The organism is Flavobacterium sp. GW821-FHT12A05 (assembly GCF_058807735.1).
Map to the genome: position 1 here is coordinate 138,378 of NZ_JBXAQY010000004.1, position 21,169 is coordinate 159,546.

The following is a 21,169-nucleotide window of genomic DNA, read 5'->3' on the forward strand; positions in this document are numbered from 1 at the left end:
AGAAATCTAAAATCATTACCCACCTACACGTTTTGTTTTAAATCCTTTTTCTTTTAGGATGGCCATGATTTTGTCGCGATAATCGCCTTGAATAATGATCGAATCATCTTTAAAAGTACCGCCAACGCTTAATTTTGTTTTAATTTCTTTGGCCAGTAATTTAAAGTCTTCATCGCTTCCTTCGTAACCTTCGATTATTGTGGTGGCTTTTCCTTTTCGTTTTTCGAATTTGCAAATCATCGGTTCTTTCTGAATATAAAGAACATGATCCTGCTCCTGAACTTCTTCTGGTTCGTTTGATTCTACGTGATCAGGAAATAAGTTTTTTAATTGATCTTTAAAGTCCATAGTGTTTTTATGCTAATAAAAATTCCAACTATAAAAGTATTTAAAAATTAAATTCCAAACTCCAATAAAGCTTGGAATTTGGAATTTTAATTGTGGAATTTATTTAAGTTTTATTTTTTAATTAAACCTAACTCTACCAAACGTTCGTGTAAAAACTCTCCAGCTGAAATATCTTCAAATTTCTTAGGATTTTCGTCGTCTATACATTTTTCAAGACAATCTAAGCGCATATCGCTTACAGGGTGCATGAAAAACGGAACAGAATAACGAGAAGTTCCCCATAATTCTCTTGGTGGATTTACCACTTGGTGAATCGTTGATTTTAGTTTATTATTAGTATGTCTTGACAACATATCTCCAACATTAATAACCAATTCGTCATCTGCTGCGATAGCGTCAATCCATTCTCCGTCATGGTTTTGAACCTGAAGTCCTTTACCTTGAGCTCCCATTAACAACGTAATCAGGTTAATGTCACCGTGCGCCGCTGCACGAATTGCATTTTCCGGTTCAGAAGTAATTGGTGGATAATGAATTGGTCTTAAAATTGAGTTTCCTTCTTTTGCATATTCATCAAAATAAAACTCATCTAAACCAAGGTGTAAAGCCAAAGCTCTTAAAACATAAATTCCTGTTTTTTCAAGCATTTGATAAGCATCTTTACCCACTTCATTAAAACGAGGTAATTCTTTAACTTCTACGTTTTCAGGATATTCTGAAGCCCATTTAGAATCCTTGTCAACATACTGGCCAAAATGCCAGAATTCCTTTAAATCACCTTCTTTACGTCCTTTAGCATGTTCTTTTCCAAAAGAAACATAACCTCTTTGTCCGCCAATTCCGGGAATTTCATAATTATGCTTAGTTTCTACTGGCAAGGCGAAAAATTTTCTAATTTCACCATACAGTTCGTCTACCAATTTGTCATCTAAGAAATGACCTTTTAGGGCTACGAAGCCAATGTTTTCAAATGCACTGCCGATTTCATTTACAAATTTTTGTTTACGTTTCGGGTCGTCCGAAAGGAAATCACGTAAGTCTACACTAGGAATGTTTTGCATACTTTACATTTTTATTTAAGAAAAAAGGTATTAAACCTTTCCATAACAAAGGTAAATAATATTTTATATTTGAATTTTAAATCTTTTAATAAAATTGAAAAAATACAACTAAAACAATCGAAATTGTTTGATTTTTTTATCTTTGATACAAACTAAACTATCTAACTCAATGATCTTTTACAGACAAAACCTTACAGATGAAAAATTACTAGATTTATATAAAAAAATCCTGAAACCTCGTTTGATCGAAGAAAAAATGCTCATTTTGATTCGACAGGGAAAAGTTTCAAAATGGTTTTCCGGAATTGGACAGGAAGCTATTGCTGTGGGAGTTACAGCTGTTTTAGACGACTCTGAATATGTATTGCCAATGCACCGAAATCTGGGTGTTTTTACGACCCGAAATATTCCGCTCCACCGACTTTTTTCGCAATGGCAGGGAAAAGCAAACGGTTTTACTAAAGGCCGTGACAGAAGTTTTCACTTTGGAACTCAGGAATACAATATTATTGGGATGATTTCGCATTTGGGTCCGCAGCTTGGAATTGCTGACGGAATTGCCTTAGCCAATAAACTACAGAACAATAAAAAAATTACAGCCGTTTTTACCGGAGAAGGAGCAACCAGCGAGGGCGATTTTCACGAAGCCTTAAACATTGCTGCGGTTTGGAAACTTCCGGTTATGTTTGTGATTGAGAACAATGGCTACGGACTTTCTACGCCAACAAATGAGCAGTATTTATGCGAAAATTTAGCCGATAAAGGAATTGGTTACGGCATGGAAAGCTGGATTATTGATGGAAATAATATCTTGGAAGTTTACAACAAATTATCGCAGTTGAAACAAGAAATGATCAAAAACCCGCATCCGGTTTTATTAGAATTTAAAACGTTTAGAATGCGAGGTCACGAAGAGGCGAGCGGCACCAAATATGTGCCACAGGAATTAATGGACGAATGGCAGGCAAAAGATCCGGTTGCAAATTATAGAAAATATCTAACTGAAATTGGAGTTCTGACGGCTGAACTTGACGAGCAGCTTCATACTGAAATTAAGCAGGAAATTGACGAGAATTGGGCTATGGCAAATGCCGAACCTGAAATAGAACCAACTTACAGCGGAGAATTAGATGACGTTTATAAAGACTTTGAATATGAAGAATATACTCATGGAGAAGAAGTAAAAAATATTCGTTTTATAGATGCTATCCGAAATGGTTTAGAACAATCGATGTGGCGCAATAAAAACTTAGTCATTATGGGGCAGGACATTGCTGAATATGGCGGAGCTTTTAAAATTACAGAAGGATTTGTTGATGCTTTTGGGAAAGAACGAGTGCGCAATACGCCAATTTGCGAAAGCGCCGTAGTTTCGGCTGCAATGGGATTATCGATTAACAATTACAAAGCAATTGTAGAAATGCAGTTTGCTGATTTTGTTTCGACTGGTTTTAACCCAATTGTAAATTTATTAGCAAAATCACATTATCGCTGGGGCGAAAAAGCCGATGTAGTAGTTCGTATGCCTTGTGGCGGCGGAACGCAGGCAGGGCCGTTTCATTCGCAGACAAACGAAGCCTGGTTTACTAAAACTCCAGGTTTAAAAGTAGTTTATCCGGCATTTCCGTATGACGCAAAAGGTTTATTGAATACAGCGATTAACGATCCAAATCCGGTTTTGTTTTTTGAACATAAACAATTATACCGAAGCGTTTACCAAGATGTTCCAACAGATTATTATACCATTCCGTTTGGAAAAGCAGCATTGCTAAAAGAAGGAACCGCTGTTACAATCATCGCTTTTGGAGCTCCGGTTCACTGGGCTTTAGAAACTTTAGAAAAACATCCAGAAATCCAAGCTGATTTAATCGACTTAAGAACCCTGCAGCCACTTGATACCGAAACTATTTTTGCTTCGGTAAAAAAGACAGGAAAAGCAATTATTTACCAAGAAGATACCTTGTTTGGCGGTATTGCAAGCGATATTTCGGCTTTAATTATGGAAGAATGTTTCCAATATTTAGATGCTCCTGTAAAACGCGTGGCAAGTTTAGATTCGCCAATTCCGTTTACGAAAGCACTTGAAGATCAATTTTTGCCAAAAGATCGTTTTGAAGAAGTTTTGCTTGAGCTGCTAAGTTATTAAGGCACTGAGATACTAAGATACTGAGGTTCTATGGCACTAAGAAAATGACTAAGCAAAAAAAACTTAGCATCTTAGTGCCTTAGAACCTTAGCGACTTTAAACAACAACCACTAGTCTTTTCCCATCCGGAACTTCGGCGTTCCACATTTTTTCAATATCGATTAAATTGACTTTTTCGATATTTACTTGTAGTTTGTTTTGAGAAGCCAAAAGAAACATTTCAGGAAGAATTTCTGAAAACAATAATTTCACTTCTTCTTTCGTCCAGCTTCCTAAACCAGATCCGGATAATTGAAGATCAACGCTTCGCAGAATTTGAGCTGATAATTGAATAATATCGCCCGACATAGAACCTACAGAAACGTATCTCGTTTTGGGTGTGAAATTTCCGTTTCCTTTTAAAACAGAAAGAATAAGCTCTGCCGAATGTCCCCATAAATAATCCAAAACAATATCGATGGGTGTATTTTGATGGATTTCTTTAAGTTTTGAAACGAAACTTTCATCATCCTGTTTTAAAGAAACAATTTCATCGGCGCCTAATTCTAAAAGACTTTCAAGCGTTTTTTCGTTTCTTCCGGTTACGATTATTTTCTTTGCACCATAATGTTTCGCAATCTGAATGGCCATTTGACCTGTAAAACCAGTTGCCCCATTAATTAAAACCGTTTCTCCGGGTTTTATTCCGGCTCTAAAACGAAGTGCCATCGCAGAACCTGCAACCGCATTTGGCATTGCCGCTGCCGTTGCATCATCGATTCCATCAGGCAATACAACCAATCGGTTTTTCTCAACTAAAGCTTTTTCTGCGATTGTTCCCGAAATTCCTCGGGCATAGACTTTTGTTCCGTTTTCAAGTAAACCAATTCCGTCGCTTCCAATTACAGTTCCGTTTTGATTCTCGTTTTCAGAAGAATAATGTTGGCCGCTTGCAATTCCTTTGTCTAAGTTGGTAATCGCAACGGCTGTAACCGAAATTAAAACTTCGTTTTCATTTGCTGCGATTGGTTCTGGAAATTCTGCGTATTTTGGCAATTCGCCTTTTGTATAAACTACTGCTGCTTTCATAATTATTAAATTTTATGAAGCAAAATTAGACAGCCGTTTAAGGGCAGACGATAACATTTGTTATCAAATGAAACAAAAGCAATTATTAAGTTCTTATTTTTTTTTACCATATAAGTTATATAAGAAATTATGAGCCAAACTTAAATTAACTTATATAACTTACAAGGTGAATTTTAATCATTTTTGTGTGCTAATTTACTTTTGATTCGGCTTAAATGAACTGTGCTTACACCAAGATAAGAAGCAATATAATGCTGCGGAACACGCTGTACAATTTGAGGTTTTTCTTCAATTAAACTAAGATAACGCTGAGCAGGGGAGTCTTTTATGAAAGAAAAAAAGTGTTTCATATAATCGAATGTTCTTTGAAAAAGCATATCGATTAATTTGTCCCGAAGCTCTGGAATTTCTTTAATTTCTTCTATAATTATATCCAGATCTTTTTTATGAATCCACCATAAAACAGAAGGTTCAATTGTTTCGACCACAACCGGACTTGGAAACTTTTTCATGAAACTTTCGATAGAAGCCACGCTTTGATTTTCAAAAAAGAATTGAGAAGTCAAATCTTTTCCGTTATTATTAAACCAAACCCTGATACAGCCTTTTTCGATTATAAAAAGCTTTTTAGAAACTTCGCCTTCTTCTATAAGGACAGTTTTCGACGGGACTTCAATACGGTTAAAATAACTCGTATATTCATTCCACTTTTCATCGGTTATAGGGAATTTATTTCGGAATTGACTGAACATTAATTATCTATTTTTTAGCTCCGTATTTTAATAACAATTTGACTTTTGCTGAATTACCACTCATTTTTGCATACTTTAAGGCTGTCCCTTCATCAATTGCTCTATTCAAATTTGGATTTGCATTATTTTTCAATAAACATTCTAAGACTTCAATTGAACCAAAACTAGAAGCACTCATTAAAGCATTATATCCATTTTCTAAAGATGTATTTGGATCTGCTCCATGATTAATTAATATTTGAATATTTCTTGCATTGCTTTCACTTGCAGCTTGAATCATATAATCATTCAGATTGTTTATTTTGCCCGTTGCTAACAGATTTTCAACTGCAATATCATTATTCATAAACAAAGCAACATCTAATGCATTTAAGGCCCAACGAGTATTTTTACCATTGGCAATAAAATTTACATCTGCATTTTGATTTATTAAAGTAATAAATTCCTTAGTATCATTATCATAAATAGCATGCATTAGTGGAGACCAGTATTCTTTTTCATCATCCCATTTTTCCTTATCATGTATATCACATGAGTTGAGAATAATTAGAAAAAAAATACATAAAATTTTATTCATTAAGTCTTTTAATTTAAAAATTCTACTTCGAATCCGATTCAACCTCAAACAATTGCACCTGACTTTTCAATCGGTCAATTAATAAATTCATCATTCTTTTGTTTAAACTCGATGAATTCTGAATATAGGTTTCATATTCTTCAATTGTAAAAAGCGCCATTACGATGCCTTTAAGGGAATTTCGGAACTTAATATCTTTTTGAATGGAGTTTTCAATAGTCTGTAGTTTTTTCTCTACTGAATAAGAATAAAAATCGGCTTTGTTTTTATTTATGTAGTTCATAAAAACAGCCACAAACAAATCATTCTGAAGCTTCAAAATAGGTCTAATAGTCTGATTTTGAAAGATCTCATCTGATGAAGATTGAGCACTTACGGTTCCTAAAGTTTCGCCTCTGAATTCTCTTAAAAAAGTGTCTCTATCTGCCATGTTTTTTATTTAAATTTAGAAAAAAATCTAATACAAAAACCATTTAACCATTTAAGTTGTATAAGATAATTTAAGATTTACTCTTAACGCACTAAAATTGATTGTATTTTTAATAAAAATTCCTAAGTAACGCAAAAAAAGAATTTTATTTAAATGAACTTATATAACTTACATGGCTAAAAAACACACATTCATGAATTTAAAATCTTTACTATTTCTTGTTTTAGTTTTAATCACCATCCTTTCTTGTAATTCTAAAGAAGAGAAAAATGGTTATAAAGAAGTTTTCTATCAGGCGGTAAACAATAAAGACACGGCTGTTTTAGCTTTAAACATAAGCGATAAACGTTTTTACGGACGTTATGAAATCTCGTATTATAAAACCGGGAAAGATTCCGGAGACGTAAGAGGCGATATAAAAGGAAATACACTGAGAGGCGATTTTCATTTCATTTCGAATGGAGGAAGCTGGAAAAGACTGCCCTTGGCTTTGCTTAAAAAAGAAAACAAACTGATTCTGGGAAATGGAGTAGTGGGAACTTACATGAATCTTCCCTGCTATATTCAGGGAACTTTGAATTACAATGATCCAAAGTTTGTTTTTGAAGAAATTATCAAGTAGTGTTCAGTGTTCAGTCTCAGTATTCAGTTTTTAACTGAGACTGTAAACTGCGACTGAATACTGTACACTGAATACTGAGACTGCGACTGAATACTGAATACTAAAAAATTATCTATCCAAACGTCCAATCTGTGATGGGAGTTCGAATATTTCAAGATCGAAATAGATTACAGAAGCCATAACGTGATCGAAAATATCCGACATTATATATTCATAGTTCGCCCAGCGCTTATCACTCGAAAAAACATAAATTTCCAGCGGAACTCCATGGGCAGTCGATTGCAGCTGACGGCACATAATATGCATGTTTTTATTCAACCCTGGATGATCTAGTAAATACTGCATAATATACTTTCTGAACATTCCTAAATTGGTCATATTACGGCCGTTAAGCAAAAGTGATTTATCGATACCGCGAAGGTCATTGTATTTTTCAATTTCGGCTTGTCGGGTTTCGATATAAGAAGTAATAAGCTGTATTCCTTTCATGTGATTTAAATCATCATTATTAAGAAAACGAATACTGCTGCTTTTAATTAAAACGTGTCTTTTAATACGTCTTCCGTCAGATTTCTGCATGCCTCGCCAGTTCTGAAAAGAATCTGAACTCAAAGCATAGGTTGGAATCGTGGTAATCGTATTATCGAAATTTCGAACTTTTACAGTTGTCAAATTAATTTCGATTACATCACCATCGGCACCAAATTTATCCATAGTAATCCAGTCACCAATACGAACCATGTCGTTTATGGCAACCTGAACACTTGAAACAAATCCTAAAATGGTATCTCTGAAAATCAAGATAATAATAGCCGAAAGTGTTCCTAAAATGGTTAATAATTCGCCTTTTTTGATTCCGAATAAAGTTGAAATAATCATCGCAACTCCAAAAATCCAAAGCACAATCATAATAACCTGAACGAAACTATCGATAGGTTTATCGCTGTATTCCGGTTTTTGTTTTAAGTAATCACGTAAAGCATTAAAAATCGTTCTAATAATCCATAAACTGATTAAAACGATATAAATACCTACGATTTTTCCAAAAAGCGATTCCCAGTACTCATATTTATCTAAAATAATGGGAACAGCTTTGTAAATAAAGAAAAACGGAATTAAATAAGCGGTGTATTTGGTGGTTTTATTGTGAATTAAATAATCATCAAACTTCGTTTTGGTTCGCTGGGCGAAAATGGCCGTAAGCGTCACCAAAACAAATTTTGCAATATAATAAATTCCAAATGCCAGAGCCACCATAATGGCAATATTAAAGACAAGACTGATATAAGACGCAAAGTTGCGGCTCATTCCCCAATCTCTAAAAAGCGGATATAAAAAGTTAAATATTTTATCCAAAAGTTTAAGCATTTGCTTTATTTTCTAAATATTTTTTCTCGATGTAAAAAGTTCCAAACGGAATAAGAGAAGCGATTAGTATAATGGCAAAAGTTTTTAAATCCCAGTTTTGAGATTTTTTCAATAAAAAAGCAAGAATAATATAACCAATAAATAACACTCCGTGTGTCATTCCTAGCGGTCTTAATAAGGTATGGTATAGTTCAGGATTGTTAGTTTTAATAATAAGCATATTGGCAAATAAAACTAAATATGAGATTCCTTCTAAGATAGCGGTAACTTTAAAAATCTTGAGCATGTATATGTTTTTTGAAATTATAGAAGCAAAATTAAGTATTATGGTTGGTTTTTAAGTTATGTCTCAGGAAAGTAATTTACTTTTGTATTCTTAAACTTTGATAATGAGCAAACGCGATTTAAAAAAATATTTAGCTGAATTAACCAAAGAACAGCTCGAAGAACAGCTTATCGAATTGTATGAAAAATTCAGCCCCGTAAAAGTTTATTACGATTTTGTTTTTAACCCAAAAGAAGATAAACTTTTGCAGGAAAGCAAAGTAAAAATCTCTCATGAATACTTCCCTGTAAAGAAACCAAATGCAAGATGGCGTCCAAAAGCCAAAATGCGCAGGTCTGTGGCTCAAAAAATCATCAAACATTTTATAATGTTAGGCGTCGATCCGTTTATTATTGCCGATTTGATGTTTTATAATATCGAAATTGCGCAAACGTATTCGTCAAATAATTTCATAAAGCAGGAATTATTTTACAAAAGTATTTTTAATTCGTTTGAACAAGCAGTAAATTTTGTAATTTCTAACGGAATTTTGACTGAATTTAATGCAAGAGTTCAATCCGTTTATCAAGAAACTTTGCAGCAAAAATGGAAAAACAGGCATGATTTTGAAGCAATTCTGGACAAAATCGACTTATAAAAGCACTTCCTATAAAAAATCTTATTTAAAAAAAACATTTATTTTAGGTTAAAATAGGATGAATAACTGTTTTTTCGGTGTATTTTTGCAAAAATCCAAAAACAAACAATGTCTCAAAACACTTTAGAAATAGAAAGAGAAGAGAAAAAAGAACTTTATGCATACCAAAAAGGCGATATTGACGCCATTTTTGACCGTTTAGACAATGCTCCTCAAAAACATCATTTATTGTATCAGCTGCCAACAGGAGGCGGAAAAACAGTAATTTTCTCAGAAATTGTGCGTCGTTATTTATCTAATAATGACAAAAAAGTGGTTGTTTTAACACACCGTATCGAACTTTGTAAGCAAACATCAAAAATGCTGAAAGGCTTTGGCGTAAGCAACAAAATAATCAACAGTAAGGTGAAAGAATTGCCGGACCAAAATGAGTTTTCTTGTTTTGTGGCAATGGTTGAAACGTTAAAAAACCGTATCAATGACGAGAAACTGCATCTTGACAATATTGGTTTGGTGATTATTGATGAGGCGCATTATAATTCATTTAGAAAATTATTAAACTCGTTCAAAAATGCTTTTATTTTAGGAGTTACGGCAACACCGTTAAGTTCTAATATTAAACTGCCAATGCACCAAAGTTATGATGAACTTATTGTGGGTGATACTATTGGTTCATTGATTGATAAAGGATTCCTGGCCAGAGCAACTACTTATAGCTACGATGTTGGATTAACGTCGTTAAAAGTAGGTATCAATGGAGATTATACGGTAAAATCTTCTGATGATTTGTATACCAATTCTATGATGCAGGAAAAACTGCTTCATGCTTATACAGAACGTTCTTTGGGTAAAAAGACCTTGATTTTCAATAACGGTATTCATACTTCCTTATATGTATATGAAACTTTTAGAGAAGCCGGTTACGATATCAGACACCTTGACAATACAAGCAGTTCTGAAGAACGTAAAGACATTTTACAATGGTTTAAGAAAACTCCGGATGCTATTTTGACTTCGGTTGGAATTTTAACAACTGGATTTGATGAGCCTACTGTAGAAACTATTATTCTAAACAGAGCAACAAAATCACTTACTTTATATTACCAAATGATTGGCCGCGGATCTCGTAAATTACCTGGTAAAGACGAATTTACAGTTATTGATTTAGGAAACAATGCCGCTCGTTTCGGGTTATGGAGCGAACCGGTAAACTGGCAGCACATTTTTAAATCTCCAGAGTTTTATTTGGAGAATCTTAGAGATGATACCGAAATTGAAATGTTCTTTAAATACAGCATGCCGGCAGAGTTAAGAGCAAAATTCAGTAAAACGGCCGATGTTACTTTTGATGTTGATGAAGAACATAAACTGGCGATCAAACAAAATTTACGTTCGAAAATTGTTTTAGATAAATCGCTGGAACAACATGCTGCAATGTGTGTGGATAATACCGAAACGCTTCAGGAAGCAAAAGCGTTATCTAAAGAATTAGACGACGATATCGAATGCCGAATTAAACGTTATGCAAAATGTTTAAGCCAATGCAGTAAAAACTACCGCGAATGGCTTCTTGACGATTACAAGCAAAGATTAACCTTATTAGTAGGTAAAAAATATCGTGAAAAAATCATGAACGAACCGGATTGATAAATTTAGAGGAAAGTCTAAAGTTTTAAAAGTCATAAAGTTCCTTATTAAGGAATCTTAAATAAAGTAAACCATTAAGATGTTTTGATTTATTCCAAATATCTTAATGGTTAAATAATTTTAAAGGGAAATAAATCGCTTACAGATTTTAGCAAAATCTAAAATCTAAAGTCAAAAATCTAAAATTAAATCATGTCTAAACAATTCTCAACATTAGGACTTTCAGCGCCAATTTTAAAAGCTTTGGGCGAATTAAACATCGTTGAACCAACTGAAATTCAACAAAAAACAATTCCGCTTTTATTGTCTGAAAACCACGATGTTGTTGGTTTAGCCAAAACGGGAACAGGAAAAACTGCTGCTTTTGGACTGCCTTTACTGCAATTAATCGATACAGAATCTCCTGTTGTACAAGCCGTTATTTTAGTTCCAACCAGAGAACTTGGCCATCAGATTTTCAGAAATTTAGAAGATTTTTCTAAACACATTCCAAATATTTCGATTGCTGCAACTTGTGGTGGAATTCCAATCAAACCTCAAATTGAACGTCTTACATCACCAACGCATATTATTGTAGCGACTCCGGGACGTTTAATCGACTTGATTCAGAGAAAAGCCGTTGATTTAAAACAAACTCAATATTTGGTTTTAGATGAAGCCGATGAAATGGTTTCTATTCTAAAAGAAAGCCTGGATGAAATCGTTGCCGAACTTCCTAAAAAACACCGCACTTTATTGTTCTCTGCTACTTTACCAGGAACAATAAAACAGCTGATTCAGAATTACTTAAACAAAAATGTAGTTCAGGTAAGCGCCAATATGGAAACAGTTGGAAACCAAGGAATTGATCACGAATATATTGTAGTAGATCCTATTGAAAAGTTAGATGTTTTGATGCATTTTCTAAATTCAAAAGACGGAGAACGCGGAATTATTTTCTGTAAAACCAAAGCTGCGGTTAATAAACTGGCAAAAAATCTGGCTATAAACCGTTTTTCTTCGGGAGCAATTCACGGAAGTTTATCTCAGGGAATTCGTGACAGAATTATGGAGCAATTCCGCGAAGGACACATTAATATTTTGGTTGCCACCGATTTAGCTGCAAGAGGAATTGATGTAAAAGAAATTTCGTATGTAGTAAACTACCATTTACCAGATGCTTATGAAACTTACGTTCACCGAAGCGGAAGAACAGCCAGAGCTGGAGCAAAAGGACTTTCGTTAACTGTTTTACAGGAAGAAGAAGTGGCTGAAATTGCAGATTTTGAAAGAGAATTGGGACTTAAATTTACTAAATTCCAAAAACCTTCAGCATTGAGTATCGAAGAAAATAATACGCTTTTATGGGCCAAACAAATCTTCAAAACAAAACCAAACCATGATATTTCGAACGACTTAAAAACAAAAGTTAAAACCGTTTTTCATCATCTTACAAAAGAAGAATTGATAGAAAAATTGTTAGCTAATTACGTCTTACAAAACAAGATTGAGGTCACAGAAAAACCTGTTAAAAAATTCAAAAAGTAGTAAATATGACAATTGTCATTGCATATTAAAGTTGTATATTTATAAGGAATTATTTTATAATCCTACTTAATAAACAACATATATGAACATAGTCATAATAGGAGGTGGTTTTGCGGGAATTAATCTCGCAAAAGAACTCGTAAACCATCCAGATATACAAGTAACGCTTGTAGACAAAAACAATTATAACTTTTTTCCGCCTCTTATATATCAGGTTGCAACCGCTTTTTTAGAGCCTTCAAGTATTAGTTATCCTTTTAGAAAATTTTTTGCCGGCAAAAAGAACCTGCAGTTTCGTTTAGGCGAATTACTTTCTGTAGTTCCTGCCGAAAATAAAATCATCCTTAATAACGGCGAATTAACATACGATCATCTGGTTTTTGCTACGGGTGCCGAAACTAGTTATTTTGGCATGGAAAACGTAATGAAAAACGCCATTCCGATGAAAACCTTAAATGATGCCATCGAAATGCGAAATGCATTGCTTAAAAACCTTGAAAAAGCTGCCATTACAAAAGATATCCGCAAACGTCGTAAATTATTAACTATCGTTGTTGCCGGAGGAGGACCAACCGGAGTGGAAGTTTCTGGTATGTTTGCCGAAATGAGAAAAAACATTCTTTTAAAAGAATATCCGGAATTAGAAACTTCTGCCAGCAACGTTTATTTAGTCGATGGCGGCGATGCTTTATTGGCTCCAATGAGTAAAGCTTCGCAGCAAGATACACTCGAAGCATTAACAAAACTTGGTGTTGTAGTTAAACTTCATACCCGCGTTACTGATTATGTAGACGATACCGTATATTTTGAAAACGGAGATACCATCAAAACCAAAAATTTAATTTGGGCGGCCGGAGTTTCTGCAAAACTTTTCGACGGAATTCCAAAAGAAAGTTACGGTCGCGGCCGAAGAATGGCAACAGATCAATACAATAAAGTAAATGGTTTAGAAAATATCTATGCAATTGGTGATACTGCCATTACTGCCGGAGATAAAAACTTCCCAGACGGACATCCGCAAGTGGCGCAGGTAGCCATTCAGCAAGGATTAAATTTAGCCAAAAACTTTAAAGCAATGACTCAAAATAAACCGCTAAAGGCATTTGCATACAATGACAAAGGTTCTATGGCAATCATAGGAAAAAATAAAGCCGTGGTTGACTTACCAAGTCCAAAATGGCATTTTAAAGGTTTCTTTGCCTGGGTAATCTGGTTGTTTATCCACTTAATTTCCTTAATCACGTATAGAAACAGATTAAATACATTCTGGAACTGGATGGTAGCCTACTTCGCAAGAGACCAATCTCTGAGAATGATCATCAGACCAGATAAAAAACAACAAATGGAATAACGGGAATTAATTTTGAATCTCTCAAATTCCAAATTCCAATAAAAAGGCCAGAATTTATAAATTCTGGCCTTTGTTTTTATAACAGTTTGTCATGATAAGGTAAAATGAGAAAATCTGTTTTAATCCGTGTTTTTGCAAAGCAAATCCTTGTAATCTGTGTGTTATATTTTTACATCATTTGGTATTTGGAATTTGAGATTTGGAATTTGAGATTTGGAATTTGAGATTTGGAATTTGGAATTTAAAAATTAAATCCTTAGTGCCCAACCACAATATCATCATCTACAGCAACTTCTACTTTATTTTTGATAAATTTCTTTCCGATATTTAAAACTATAAAAGCAATAATGGTCGTAACCGTCATAATAAGAACCATTGGCGCTACAGAATCTTTTACAAAAATTCCAACGGCAAAAGAGGCTAAAGATCCTAAACCTAATTGAATCGCTCCCATTAAAGCCGAAGCACTTCCTGCATTTTTAGCAAATGGAGCCATTGTAAGTCCGGCAGTATTAGGATTAGAAATTCCCAAGCAGCCTAAAAACAAGAACAAAAGCGCTATCGTTTCATACAATCCCAATAAGTTGTTTATTGAAAGTACAAGAAAAACAATGCTGACAACAGACTGCAGAATTAAAGCTCCAAAAATCATCTGTTCACTTGAAAATTTCTTCAATAAAAGCGAGTTTAACTGACTCGAACCAATAAAACTAACCGACATAAAGGCGAAAATCCATCCGTAAGTTTTAGCATCGACATGATAAATATCCATAAAAATGATAGGGGAGGCTGCTACATACGTAAATAATCCCGAAAAAGCGATTGCTCCCGTAAACGCATAAGTATAAAACTGAGCTTCTTTCAATACTTTTAAGAAATTCGAAATAATTGGTTTTGGTTTTAATGATATCGAAGTATCTGGTTTGTAACTATTTGGCAAACCAATTTGAGCTGCGATTAGAATAGCAATTCCCATAAACATTAAGATCAAAAATACCGTGTGCCAGCCATAATCTTCGGTAACATAACCGCCAATTGTAGGCGCCAGCATCGGCGAAAGCCCTAAAACCAACATCAGCAAAGAAAATACTTTTGGAATATCTTTTACAGGAAACAAATCACGAACCATTGCCACAGAAGCTACTGTAGCAGCACAACTTCCGATAGCCTGAACAAAACGTAATAATATAAACTGATCAATATCAGCCACATAAACACATCCTAGAGAAGCTAAAATGTAGACCATTAAACCAATAAATAGTGGTTTTTTGCGTCCAAAACGGTCTAATAACGGTCCGTAGAGTAATTGTCCGGCAGAAATTCCAATAAAATAACTTGATAAACTCATCGAAACTTTAGCCACAGAAGTATTTAAATCTTTGGCAATCCCAGAAAATCCAGGCAAATACATGTCGATTGAAAAAGGACCAAGTGCTGTTAGAGAACCTAAAATAAGGATGAGTTTGATGTATTTTTTTGTTGTCATTTTCTTAAAAAACTGCTTATAATTTCGTGCAAAGATAAATATTTAGTATCTTGTTAGGAGTATTAATTACTTTTTATACAAAAGTGGTTTTTATAACGTTTCGAAAATGTTTTGAAACACTAACTTAAAAATTAAATTTTATGAAAAAATTCACTTTACTATTAGCACTTATTTTCACAACAGTATCATTTGCACAAACTATTTCCTCAAAAAAAGAAGACGTAAGTCCGGCGCAGTATGAATTATTACAAAAAGTTAATCAGTTTTATCCGGATATAACTTTAAACAAAACAATTACCAATTTTTATGCTGATGGAACTATTATCGACTCGCAGCAAGAATTTGATTTATCAACTTCTAAATTTTCGAAGTACAAATTAGGAATTGAGCCTGATAATAAAAAATTGATATTTGAATACGTATCAGACGAAACCGGAAAAGTTTATGGCGATGTTTCTATATTTAAAGGAAATGTTTTAAGAACAACATTCTCGGAGAAAACAAATCAGATTGAAGTTTCGCTTAACGGAAAATCCGTTTATTTGAAAAAAATAAAATAATTTTTCAAATATGAGAAATTTGAAGCATCACATATTATGTGATGCTTTTTTATTTGAATGCGTATAAATCCGTTATTTGAAATTTGAAAATTTTATTTTTCAAATATGAGAAAATTTAACGCTATAAAATGATACAAATTTGAATCACTGTAAATCTCATATTTGAAATAAAATAAATTATTTTTTGAAATACGCGATTTCTCAACAAGAGATAAACCTAAGTAATTGCTATAGATGTGAAGAAAATACAAAAATTGAAGCCTGGCAACCTGTTAATTTAATACAGATACTTTTGACCTATAATTTATATTATGTAAAATAGAAATTATTGAAAAAGATTCTACTAAATCATTCTTTTTCAAATTCTTATATCTTCTTTTCGATGTGCAATAAACAAAACTACTTCAAAATGAATTATTTAGACTTATACTCCTTCTGATTTTCTATATCAAACAGAAATAAACCTTACATTAAAATGTAAAAAAAACATTTTAAAGCCTTGAATTCAGTAAATCTTAACATTTCTTTAAAATAATTAGATTCTCGTCAAGTTGGTTTCATTGTAAGAGTTTATTTTATTATTTTTACATTCGATATTTTAAAATAAATTATCAATTATATGAATACAATTGCTGAGCATATTGCAGATTTTTTAAAAGAATACCCGCCGTTTGATAATTTAACTTTTCAGGAATTATCAGATATTGCTACAAATATTCGTGTTATCAATTTAGAAAAACATGCAGTATTGTTTCAAATTAATGATGTTTTGCACGACAGCTTTTATGTCGTGGCTTCTGGTGTTATTAATTTAACCACAATTGCTGATGCCGAGGAAACTATTATTAATAAGTGTCATGAAGGTGATGTTTTTGGTTTACGCCCGTTTTTTGCCAAAAATAACTATATGATGACAGCAAAAGCGCGTGAAGAAAGTATAGTTTATGCTATTCCTATTGCGGTTTTCAGACCTTTTGTAGCTAATAATTCGGATGTTTTAAACTTTTTACTGGAGAGTTTTGCCATAAATTCAAGACATACAAAAGATAATGTTCGCTCTAACGGAAAATTAGATACTGATAATAATTTTATCGATCAGCAGTCGGAAATTCAATATATACAGTCTCTGGCTTATAATAACTCTCCGTTAACTACTGAATCTCATCATATTGTAAAAGATGTCGCAATTTTAATGACAGAATCTATGGTGGATAATATCGTGGTTTGCGAAAAAAATCATCCTATTGGTATTGTTACCAATGCCGATTTATCGTCTAAAATTGCAACCGGCCGTTATCCTATTACTGAAACGATTGATAAAATCATGTCATCGCCTGTTGTTACTGTAATTGAAAATGTTTCTTTAGCCGAAGCACAGCTTTTGATGCTAAAACACAACGTTTCTCACTTATGCGTAACCAAAGACGGTACAAGTAAATCTGTAGTAAAAGGAATTATTTCTGAGCACGATTTAATTGTAGCTCAAGCCAGTAACCCTGGCGTTTTAATTAAGGAAATTAAACGTTCTCAGCTTCCAAAAGATTTAAAACAAATTCGTGATCGATTATCTGATTTGATTCAGAATTCGATTCAGAAAAACATACCAATTTCTCATGTAAGCAATATTGCAAGCGAAATTAATCTGGCTATTATAAAACGTGCGGTAGAATTGTCTATTTTAGATTTAGGCTCCCCTCCTGCCAGATTTGCCTGGTTGAGCATTGGAAGTCAAGGCCGAAAAGAACAGCTTTTATTAACGGATCAGGACAGTATTTTAATTTTTGAAGATGTTGCTCCGGAAAAATACAGAGAGGTAAAAGATTACTTTTTAAGACTTGCAAAACGTACTACGGCCATTCTGGAAAAAGTGGGTTATGAATATTGTCCAAATGGTCACATGGGAAGCAATATGCTTTGGTGTAAATCATTGAGTGACTGGACAAAACAATACAACAGCTGGATGAATACTCCAGGTGAAAACAGCAATGACCTAAGCAGTATTTTCTTTGATTATGAGATCGTTTTTGGTGAACCAAAAATTGAAGAAGTGATCGAAAATGTTATTTTTAAGAATGCTGTAAACAATACTTTATTCTTTGACTTTTTAGGAAACGATGCTTTAAAGAGAAATTCTCCTTTGAGTTTTTTCAAGAAATTCATTGTTGAAGAAGAAGGTCCGGAAAAAGGAAAATTTGATATTAAAACCCGTGCCTTAATGCCGTTAATTGACAGCGCGCGTTTGTTAATTTTAAGTGCTAATATTAAAGGAATTAAAAACACCTACTTAAGATTCAAACAATTAGCGATTACCGATTCTAAAAACGCCGAAATATATTTAAGTTGTGCCGAAGCTTTCTTAACGCTTTCAAAATTCAGAACTGTTGAAGGTTTAAAGAATGACGATTCGGGGCAATACATCAATTTAAGAGAAATGTCTAAAACAGACAAAGAGAAGTTAAAAAATGCTTTGACCCCGATGAAAGACCTTGAGGAACTTATTAAGAGTAAATTTCAACTGACACAATTCTCATAAAATATGCTAGACTGGCTTAAAAATATCAATAAAGAATATCCGGAATTCTGGAAAGATTACTTAACTAAATTAGAAGCAAAACCCAATAAATTTGTGGTTTTATCAACCGAAACTTCGGGATTGAACCCTAATAAAGATGTGATTTTGTCTCTGGGAGCTTTTTCGGTTATTGACGACAGTATTGTAATTAAGGAAAATTTTGAAGCTGTTTTACTTCAGTATAAATTTTTAGAGGAAAACGGTATTTCTAATGAGTTTATCATCGAAAGTAAAATGACCAAAATGCCGGAAGCTGAGGCTTTGGAAGCTTTTATTAATTTCCTTGGTAATTCGGTTTTAGTGGGACATCATATCAATTTTGATATCGAAATGTTAAACGCCGCTTTAGAAAGATTAGACTGCGGACGATTAAAAAATGAAGCTTTGGATATTGATGTCATGTACCGTAAATTAACAGATATTAATGACAAACAATTCTCTTTAAACGATTTATGCGAAATTTACAAAATTCCAAAAAGCGACAGAAACTCATCTGCAGAAGATGCTTATAAAATTGGACTCTTGTTTTTGAAATTGAAATCGAGATTAGGGATTAAATAAACATAACAATCTACAAAAAAGAACTATACGCGATATTGTCATTCCTCGGAATGACAAACTATGAGCTAATACTTTGTGAAGCTTCGACTTCGCTCAGCCTGACAATAGAAATCTTTACAAAACAAACCATAAAAAAATGCCTCTTAATAATTTAAGAGGCATTTTTTATTTCTATTTATCTTCAATTATGAAATTCTTTCTTTCATAATCTCTTCTACGATTTCCGGATTCAATAAAGTTGATGTATCTCCAAAATTAGAGAAGTCTCCTTCGGCAATTTTACGTAAAATTCTACGCATAATTTTTCCAGAACGTGTTTTTGGTAAACCAGAAACGAATTGAATTTTATCTAATTTTGCGATTGGCCCAATATGGTCTGCGATATATTGATTGATCTCTTTACTTAAGTTCGTTCTATCTCTAACTTCTCCAGTTTCTTTTAAGATTACATAACCGTATAAAGCATTTCCTTTAATATCATGAGGGAATCCAACAATTGCAGATTCAGCTACTGCCGGATGTTCGTTGATTGCATCTTCGATAGGCGCAGTTCCTAGATTGTGTCCAGAAACAATTACAACATCATCTACTCTACCTGTAATTCTGTAATATCCAACTTCATCTCTCAATGCACCGTCACCTGTAAAGTATTTTCCAGGGAAAGCAGAGAAATACGTTTCTTTATAACGATCGTGGTCTCCCCAGATAGTTCTGGCGATTCCAGGCCATGGAAATTTAATACATAAACTGCCCACAACTTGGTTTCCTTCAATCTCATTGCGTTTTTCATCCATTAAAACAGGCTGAATTCCCGGTAATGGTAAAGTTGCATAAGTTGGTTTTGTAGGTGTAACAAAAGCAATAGGCGAAATCATGATTCCTCCCGTTTCTGTCTGCCACCAAGTATCAACCACCGGACATCTTTTATCTCCTACGTGGTCATTAAACCAGTGCCAAGCTTCTTCGTTGATTGGTTCTCCAACAGATCCAATCACTTTTAGAGATTTTAGAGGATATTTTTGAATATAATCTAAACTTTCTTTTGCTAATGAACGTATTGCAGTTGGCGCAGTATAGAATTGTGTAATTTTATGTTTTTCGATGATATCCCAAAAACGACTGAAATCCGGATAAGAAGGAACTCCTTCAAAAATTACAGTTGTACCGCCATTTAATAATGGTCCGTATAGAATATAAGAGTGTCCTGTAATCCATCCAATATCAGCAGTACACCAGAAAATATCGTTTTCTTCGTGGCTGAAAACATTTTTGAATGTATACGCTGTATAAACCATGTATCCAGCTGTTGTATGTACCATTCCTTTTGGTTTTCCTGTTGATCCTGAAGTATATAAAATAAACAAAGGATCTTCGGCGTCCATGATTTCAGCAACGCTGTTATCTAGAGCTGCATCTAATAAAGGCTGTAACCAAATGTCACGTCCTTCTTTCATTGCAACTTCTGTTTTTGTTCTTTTTACAACTAAAACTTTTGTTACAGACGGGCAGGTATCTAAAGCTTCGTCAACGATTCCTTTTAAATCGATTGTTTTGTTTCCTCTGTAACCACCATCAGATGTAATCACCATTTTACATTCGCAGTCGTTAATTCTTGCAGAAACTGCAGAAGCAGAAAATCCGGCAAAAATTACAGAGTGAATGGCTCCAATTCTGGCACAAGCTAGTACAGCAACTGCCAATTCCGGAATCATTGGTAAATAAATACAAACACGGTCTCCTTTGCGAACTCCCTGCTCACGCAGCACATTCGCCATTTTAGAAACTCTTTCGTATAATTCGTTGTAAGTTATATGTAATGCACTTTCAGAAGGATCATTCGGTTCAAAAATAATAGCCGTTTTATCTCCTCTTTTGCTTAAGTGTCTGTCGATACAATTTTTGGTAATGTTAACTTTTGCATCAGTAAACCATTTTACTTCAGCATCGGCCATATTAAAATCAACAACTTTCTCCCACTGTTGATACCAAGTAAAATTTTCTTCGGCAATTTTTCCCCAAAATTTTCTCGGCTCTCTTATTGACTTATTGTAATGTTTAAAATATTGTTCTAAATTTTCAATTTTATAATAACTCATAGTTTTGTGGAATTTTTTTTTATAAATGTATTAAATCTGCTTCTATTCTTAAAATTATTTAATTCATAAATTTT

General features: G+C 33.6%; 19 protein-coding genes. 9 read left to right on the top strand and 10 right to left on the bottom strand.

The window, feature by feature from the left end; genetic code table 11:
- Positions 1 to 15 precede the first annotated feature (15 nt).
- Positions 16 to 348, bottom strand: coding sequence for a translation initiation factor (locus AC1RRQ_RS10290; RefSeq protein WP_493022934.1), 333 nt, complete (start codon positions 346 to 348; stop codon positions 16 to 18).
- Between the two features lie 110 nt (positions 349 to 458).
- Positions 459 to 1,409: an isopenicillin N synthase family dioxygenase gene (locus AC1RRQ_RS10295; protein WP_493022935.1), complete on the bottom strand. Its 951-nt coding sequence runs from the start codon at positions 1,407 to 1,409 to the stop codon at positions 459 to 461.
- A 169-nt stretch (positions 1,410 to 1,578) separates the two neighbouring features.
- On the opposite strand from AC1RRQ_RS10295, the gene AC1RRQ_RS10300 reads away from it, so the two are divergent.
- Positions 1,579 to 3,555: an alpha-ketoacid dehydrogenase subunit alpha/beta gene (locus tag AC1RRQ_RS10300; protein ID WP_493022936.1), complete on the top strand. Its 1,977-nt coding sequence runs from the start codon at positions 1,579 to 1,581 to the stop codon at positions 3,553 to 3,555.
- A gap of 96 nt (positions 3,556 to 3,651) precedes the next feature.
- On the opposite strand, the gene AC1RRQ_RS10305 is transcribed toward AC1RRQ_RS10300, so the two are convergent.
- The 4 genes from AC1RRQ_RS10305 to AC1RRQ_RS10320 form a co-directional block, all read right to left on the bottom strand.
- Complete coding sequence (locus AC1RRQ_RS10305; RefSeq protein WP_493022937.1) at positions 3,652 to 4,623, bottom strand: quinone oxidoreductase family protein; 972 nt, start codon at positions 4,621 to 4,623, stop codon at positions 3,652 to 3,654.
- 173 nt (positions 4,624 to 4,796) lie between these two features.
- Positions 4,797 to 5,375, bottom strand: a complete 579-nt coding sequence (locus AC1RRQ_RS10310; protein ID WP_493022938.1) for a Crp/Fnr family transcriptional regulator — start codon at positions 5,373 to 5,375, stop codon at positions 4,797 to 4,799.
- Positions 5,376 to 5,382: 7 nt separating this feature from the next.
- Entirely contained in the window at positions 5,383 to 5,952 is a 570-nt protein-coding gene (locus tag AC1RRQ_RS10315) for an ankyrin repeat domain-containing protein (RefSeq protein ID WP_493022939.1), read from the bottom strand.
- A 22-nt stretch (positions 5,953 to 5,974) separates the two neighbouring features.
- Positions 5,975 to 6,382, bottom strand: a complete 408-nt coding sequence (locus AC1RRQ_RS10320) for a glyoxalase (RefSeq protein ID WP_493022940.1) — start codon at positions 6,380 to 6,382, stop codon at positions 5,975 to 5,977.
- A 193-nt stretch (positions 6,383 to 6,575) separates the two neighbouring features.
- On the opposite strand from AC1RRQ_RS10320, the gene AC1RRQ_RS10325 reads away from it, so the two are divergent.
- Positions 6,576 to 7,004: a hypothetical protein gene (locus AC1RRQ_RS10325; RefSeq protein WP_493022941.1), complete on the top strand. Its 429-nt coding sequence runs from the start codon at positions 6,576 to 6,578 to the stop codon at positions 7,002 to 7,004.
- Between the two features lie 108 nt (positions 7,005 to 7,112).
- Here the strand turns inward: AC1RRQ_RS10325 and AC1RRQ_RS10330 are convergent, their stop codons facing one another.
- Both AC1RRQ_RS10330 and AC1RRQ_RS10335 read right to left on the bottom strand, forming a co-directional pair.
- Positions 7,113 to 8,372 carry a mechanosensitive ion channel family protein gene (locus AC1RRQ_RS10330; RefSeq protein WP_493022943.1) on the bottom strand — a complete coding sequence of 420 codons (1,260 nt, stop codon included), beginning with the start codon at positions 8,370 to 8,372 and terminating at the stop codon, positions 7,113 to 7,115.
- Positions 8,365 to 8,658 carry a DUF3817 domain-containing protein gene (locus tag AC1RRQ_RS10335; RefSeq protein WP_493022944.1) on the bottom strand — a complete coding sequence of 98 codons (294 nt, stop codon included), beginning with the start codon at positions 8,656 to 8,658 and terminating at the stop codon, positions 8,365 to 8,367. The genes AC1RRQ_RS10330 and AC1RRQ_RS10335 overlap by 8 nt, the downstream gene beginning before the upstream one ends.
- Before the next feature lie 103 nt (positions 8,659 to 8,761).
- Here AC1RRQ_RS10335 and AC1RRQ_RS10340 point away from each other — a divergent pair, with 103 nt between their 5' ends.
- The 4 genes from AC1RRQ_RS10340 (at position 8,762) to AC1RRQ_RS10355 (ending at position 13,820) form a co-directional block, all read left to right on the top strand.
- Positions 8,762 to 9,295, top strand: coding sequence for a DUF6155 family protein (locus AC1RRQ_RS10340; protein ID WP_493022945.1), 534 nt, complete (start codon positions 8,762 to 8,764; stop codon positions 9,293 to 9,295).
- Between the two features lie 108 nt (positions 9,296 to 9,403).
- Entirely contained in the window at positions 9,404 to 10,942 is a 1,539-nt protein-coding gene (locus AC1RRQ_RS10345; RefSeq protein WP_493022946.1) for a DEAD/DEAH box helicase, read from the top strand.
- Positions 10,943 to 11,134: 192 nt separating this feature from the next.
- Positions 11,135 to 12,469: a DEAD/DEAH box helicase gene (locus AC1RRQ_RS10350; RefSeq protein WP_493022947.1), complete on the top strand. Its 1,335-nt coding sequence runs from the start codon at positions 11,135 to 11,137 to the stop codon at positions 12,467 to 12,469.
- Positions 12,470 to 12,551: 82 nt separating this feature from the next.
- Positions 12,552 to 13,820: an NAD(P)/FAD-dependent oxidoreductase gene (locus tag AC1RRQ_RS10355; protein ID WP_493022948.1), complete on the top strand. Its 1,269-nt coding sequence runs from the start codon at positions 12,552 to 12,554 to the stop codon at positions 13,818 to 13,820.
- Between the two features lie 256 nt (positions 13,821 to 14,076).
- Here the strand turns inward: AC1RRQ_RS10355 and AC1RRQ_RS10360 are convergent, their stop codons facing one another.
- Positions 14,077 to 15,306: a multidrug effflux MFS transporter gene (locus tag AC1RRQ_RS10360; protein WP_493022949.1), complete on the bottom strand. Its 1,230-nt coding sequence runs from the start codon at positions 15,304 to 15,306 to the stop codon at positions 14,077 to 14,079.
- A gap of 140 nt (positions 15,307 to 15,446) precedes the next feature.
- Between AC1RRQ_RS10360 and AC1RRQ_RS10365 the strand changes: the two genes are divergently transcribed.
- The 3 genes from AC1RRQ_RS10365 (at position 15,447) to AC1RRQ_RS10375 (ending at position 18,999) form a co-directional block, all read left to right on the top strand.
- Positions 15,447 to 15,866 (top strand): hypothetical protein, encoded by a 420-nt coding sequence (locus tag AC1RRQ_RS10365; protein ID WP_493022950.1) that lies wholly within the window; start codon positions 15,447 to 15,449, stop codon positions 15,864 to 15,866.
- Positions 15,867 to 16,485: 619 nt separating this feature from the next.
- Positions 16,486 to 18,399 (top strand): DUF294 nucleotidyltransferase-like domain-containing protein, encoded by a 1,914-nt coding sequence (locus tag AC1RRQ_RS10370; RefSeq protein ID WP_493022951.1) that lies wholly within the window; start codon positions 16,486 to 16,488, stop codon positions 18,397 to 18,399.
- A 3-nt stretch (positions 18,400 to 18,402) separates the two neighbouring features.
- Entirely contained in the window at positions 18,403 to 18,999 is a 597-nt protein-coding gene (locus AC1RRQ_RS10375; RefSeq protein WP_493022952.1) for a 3'-5' exonuclease, read from the top strand.
- Between the two features lie 185 nt (positions 19,000 to 19,184).
- Here AC1RRQ_RS10375 and acs read toward each other — a convergent pair whose 3' ends face one another.
- Positions 19,185 to 21,095 carry an acetate--CoA ligase gene (gene acs, locus AC1RRQ_RS10380; protein WP_493022953.1) on the bottom strand — a complete coding sequence of 637 codons (1,911 nt, stop codon included), beginning with the start codon at positions 21,093 to 21,095 and terminating at the stop codon, positions 19,185 to 19,187.
- Between the last annotated feature and the right edge of the window lie 74 nt (positions 21,096 to 21,169).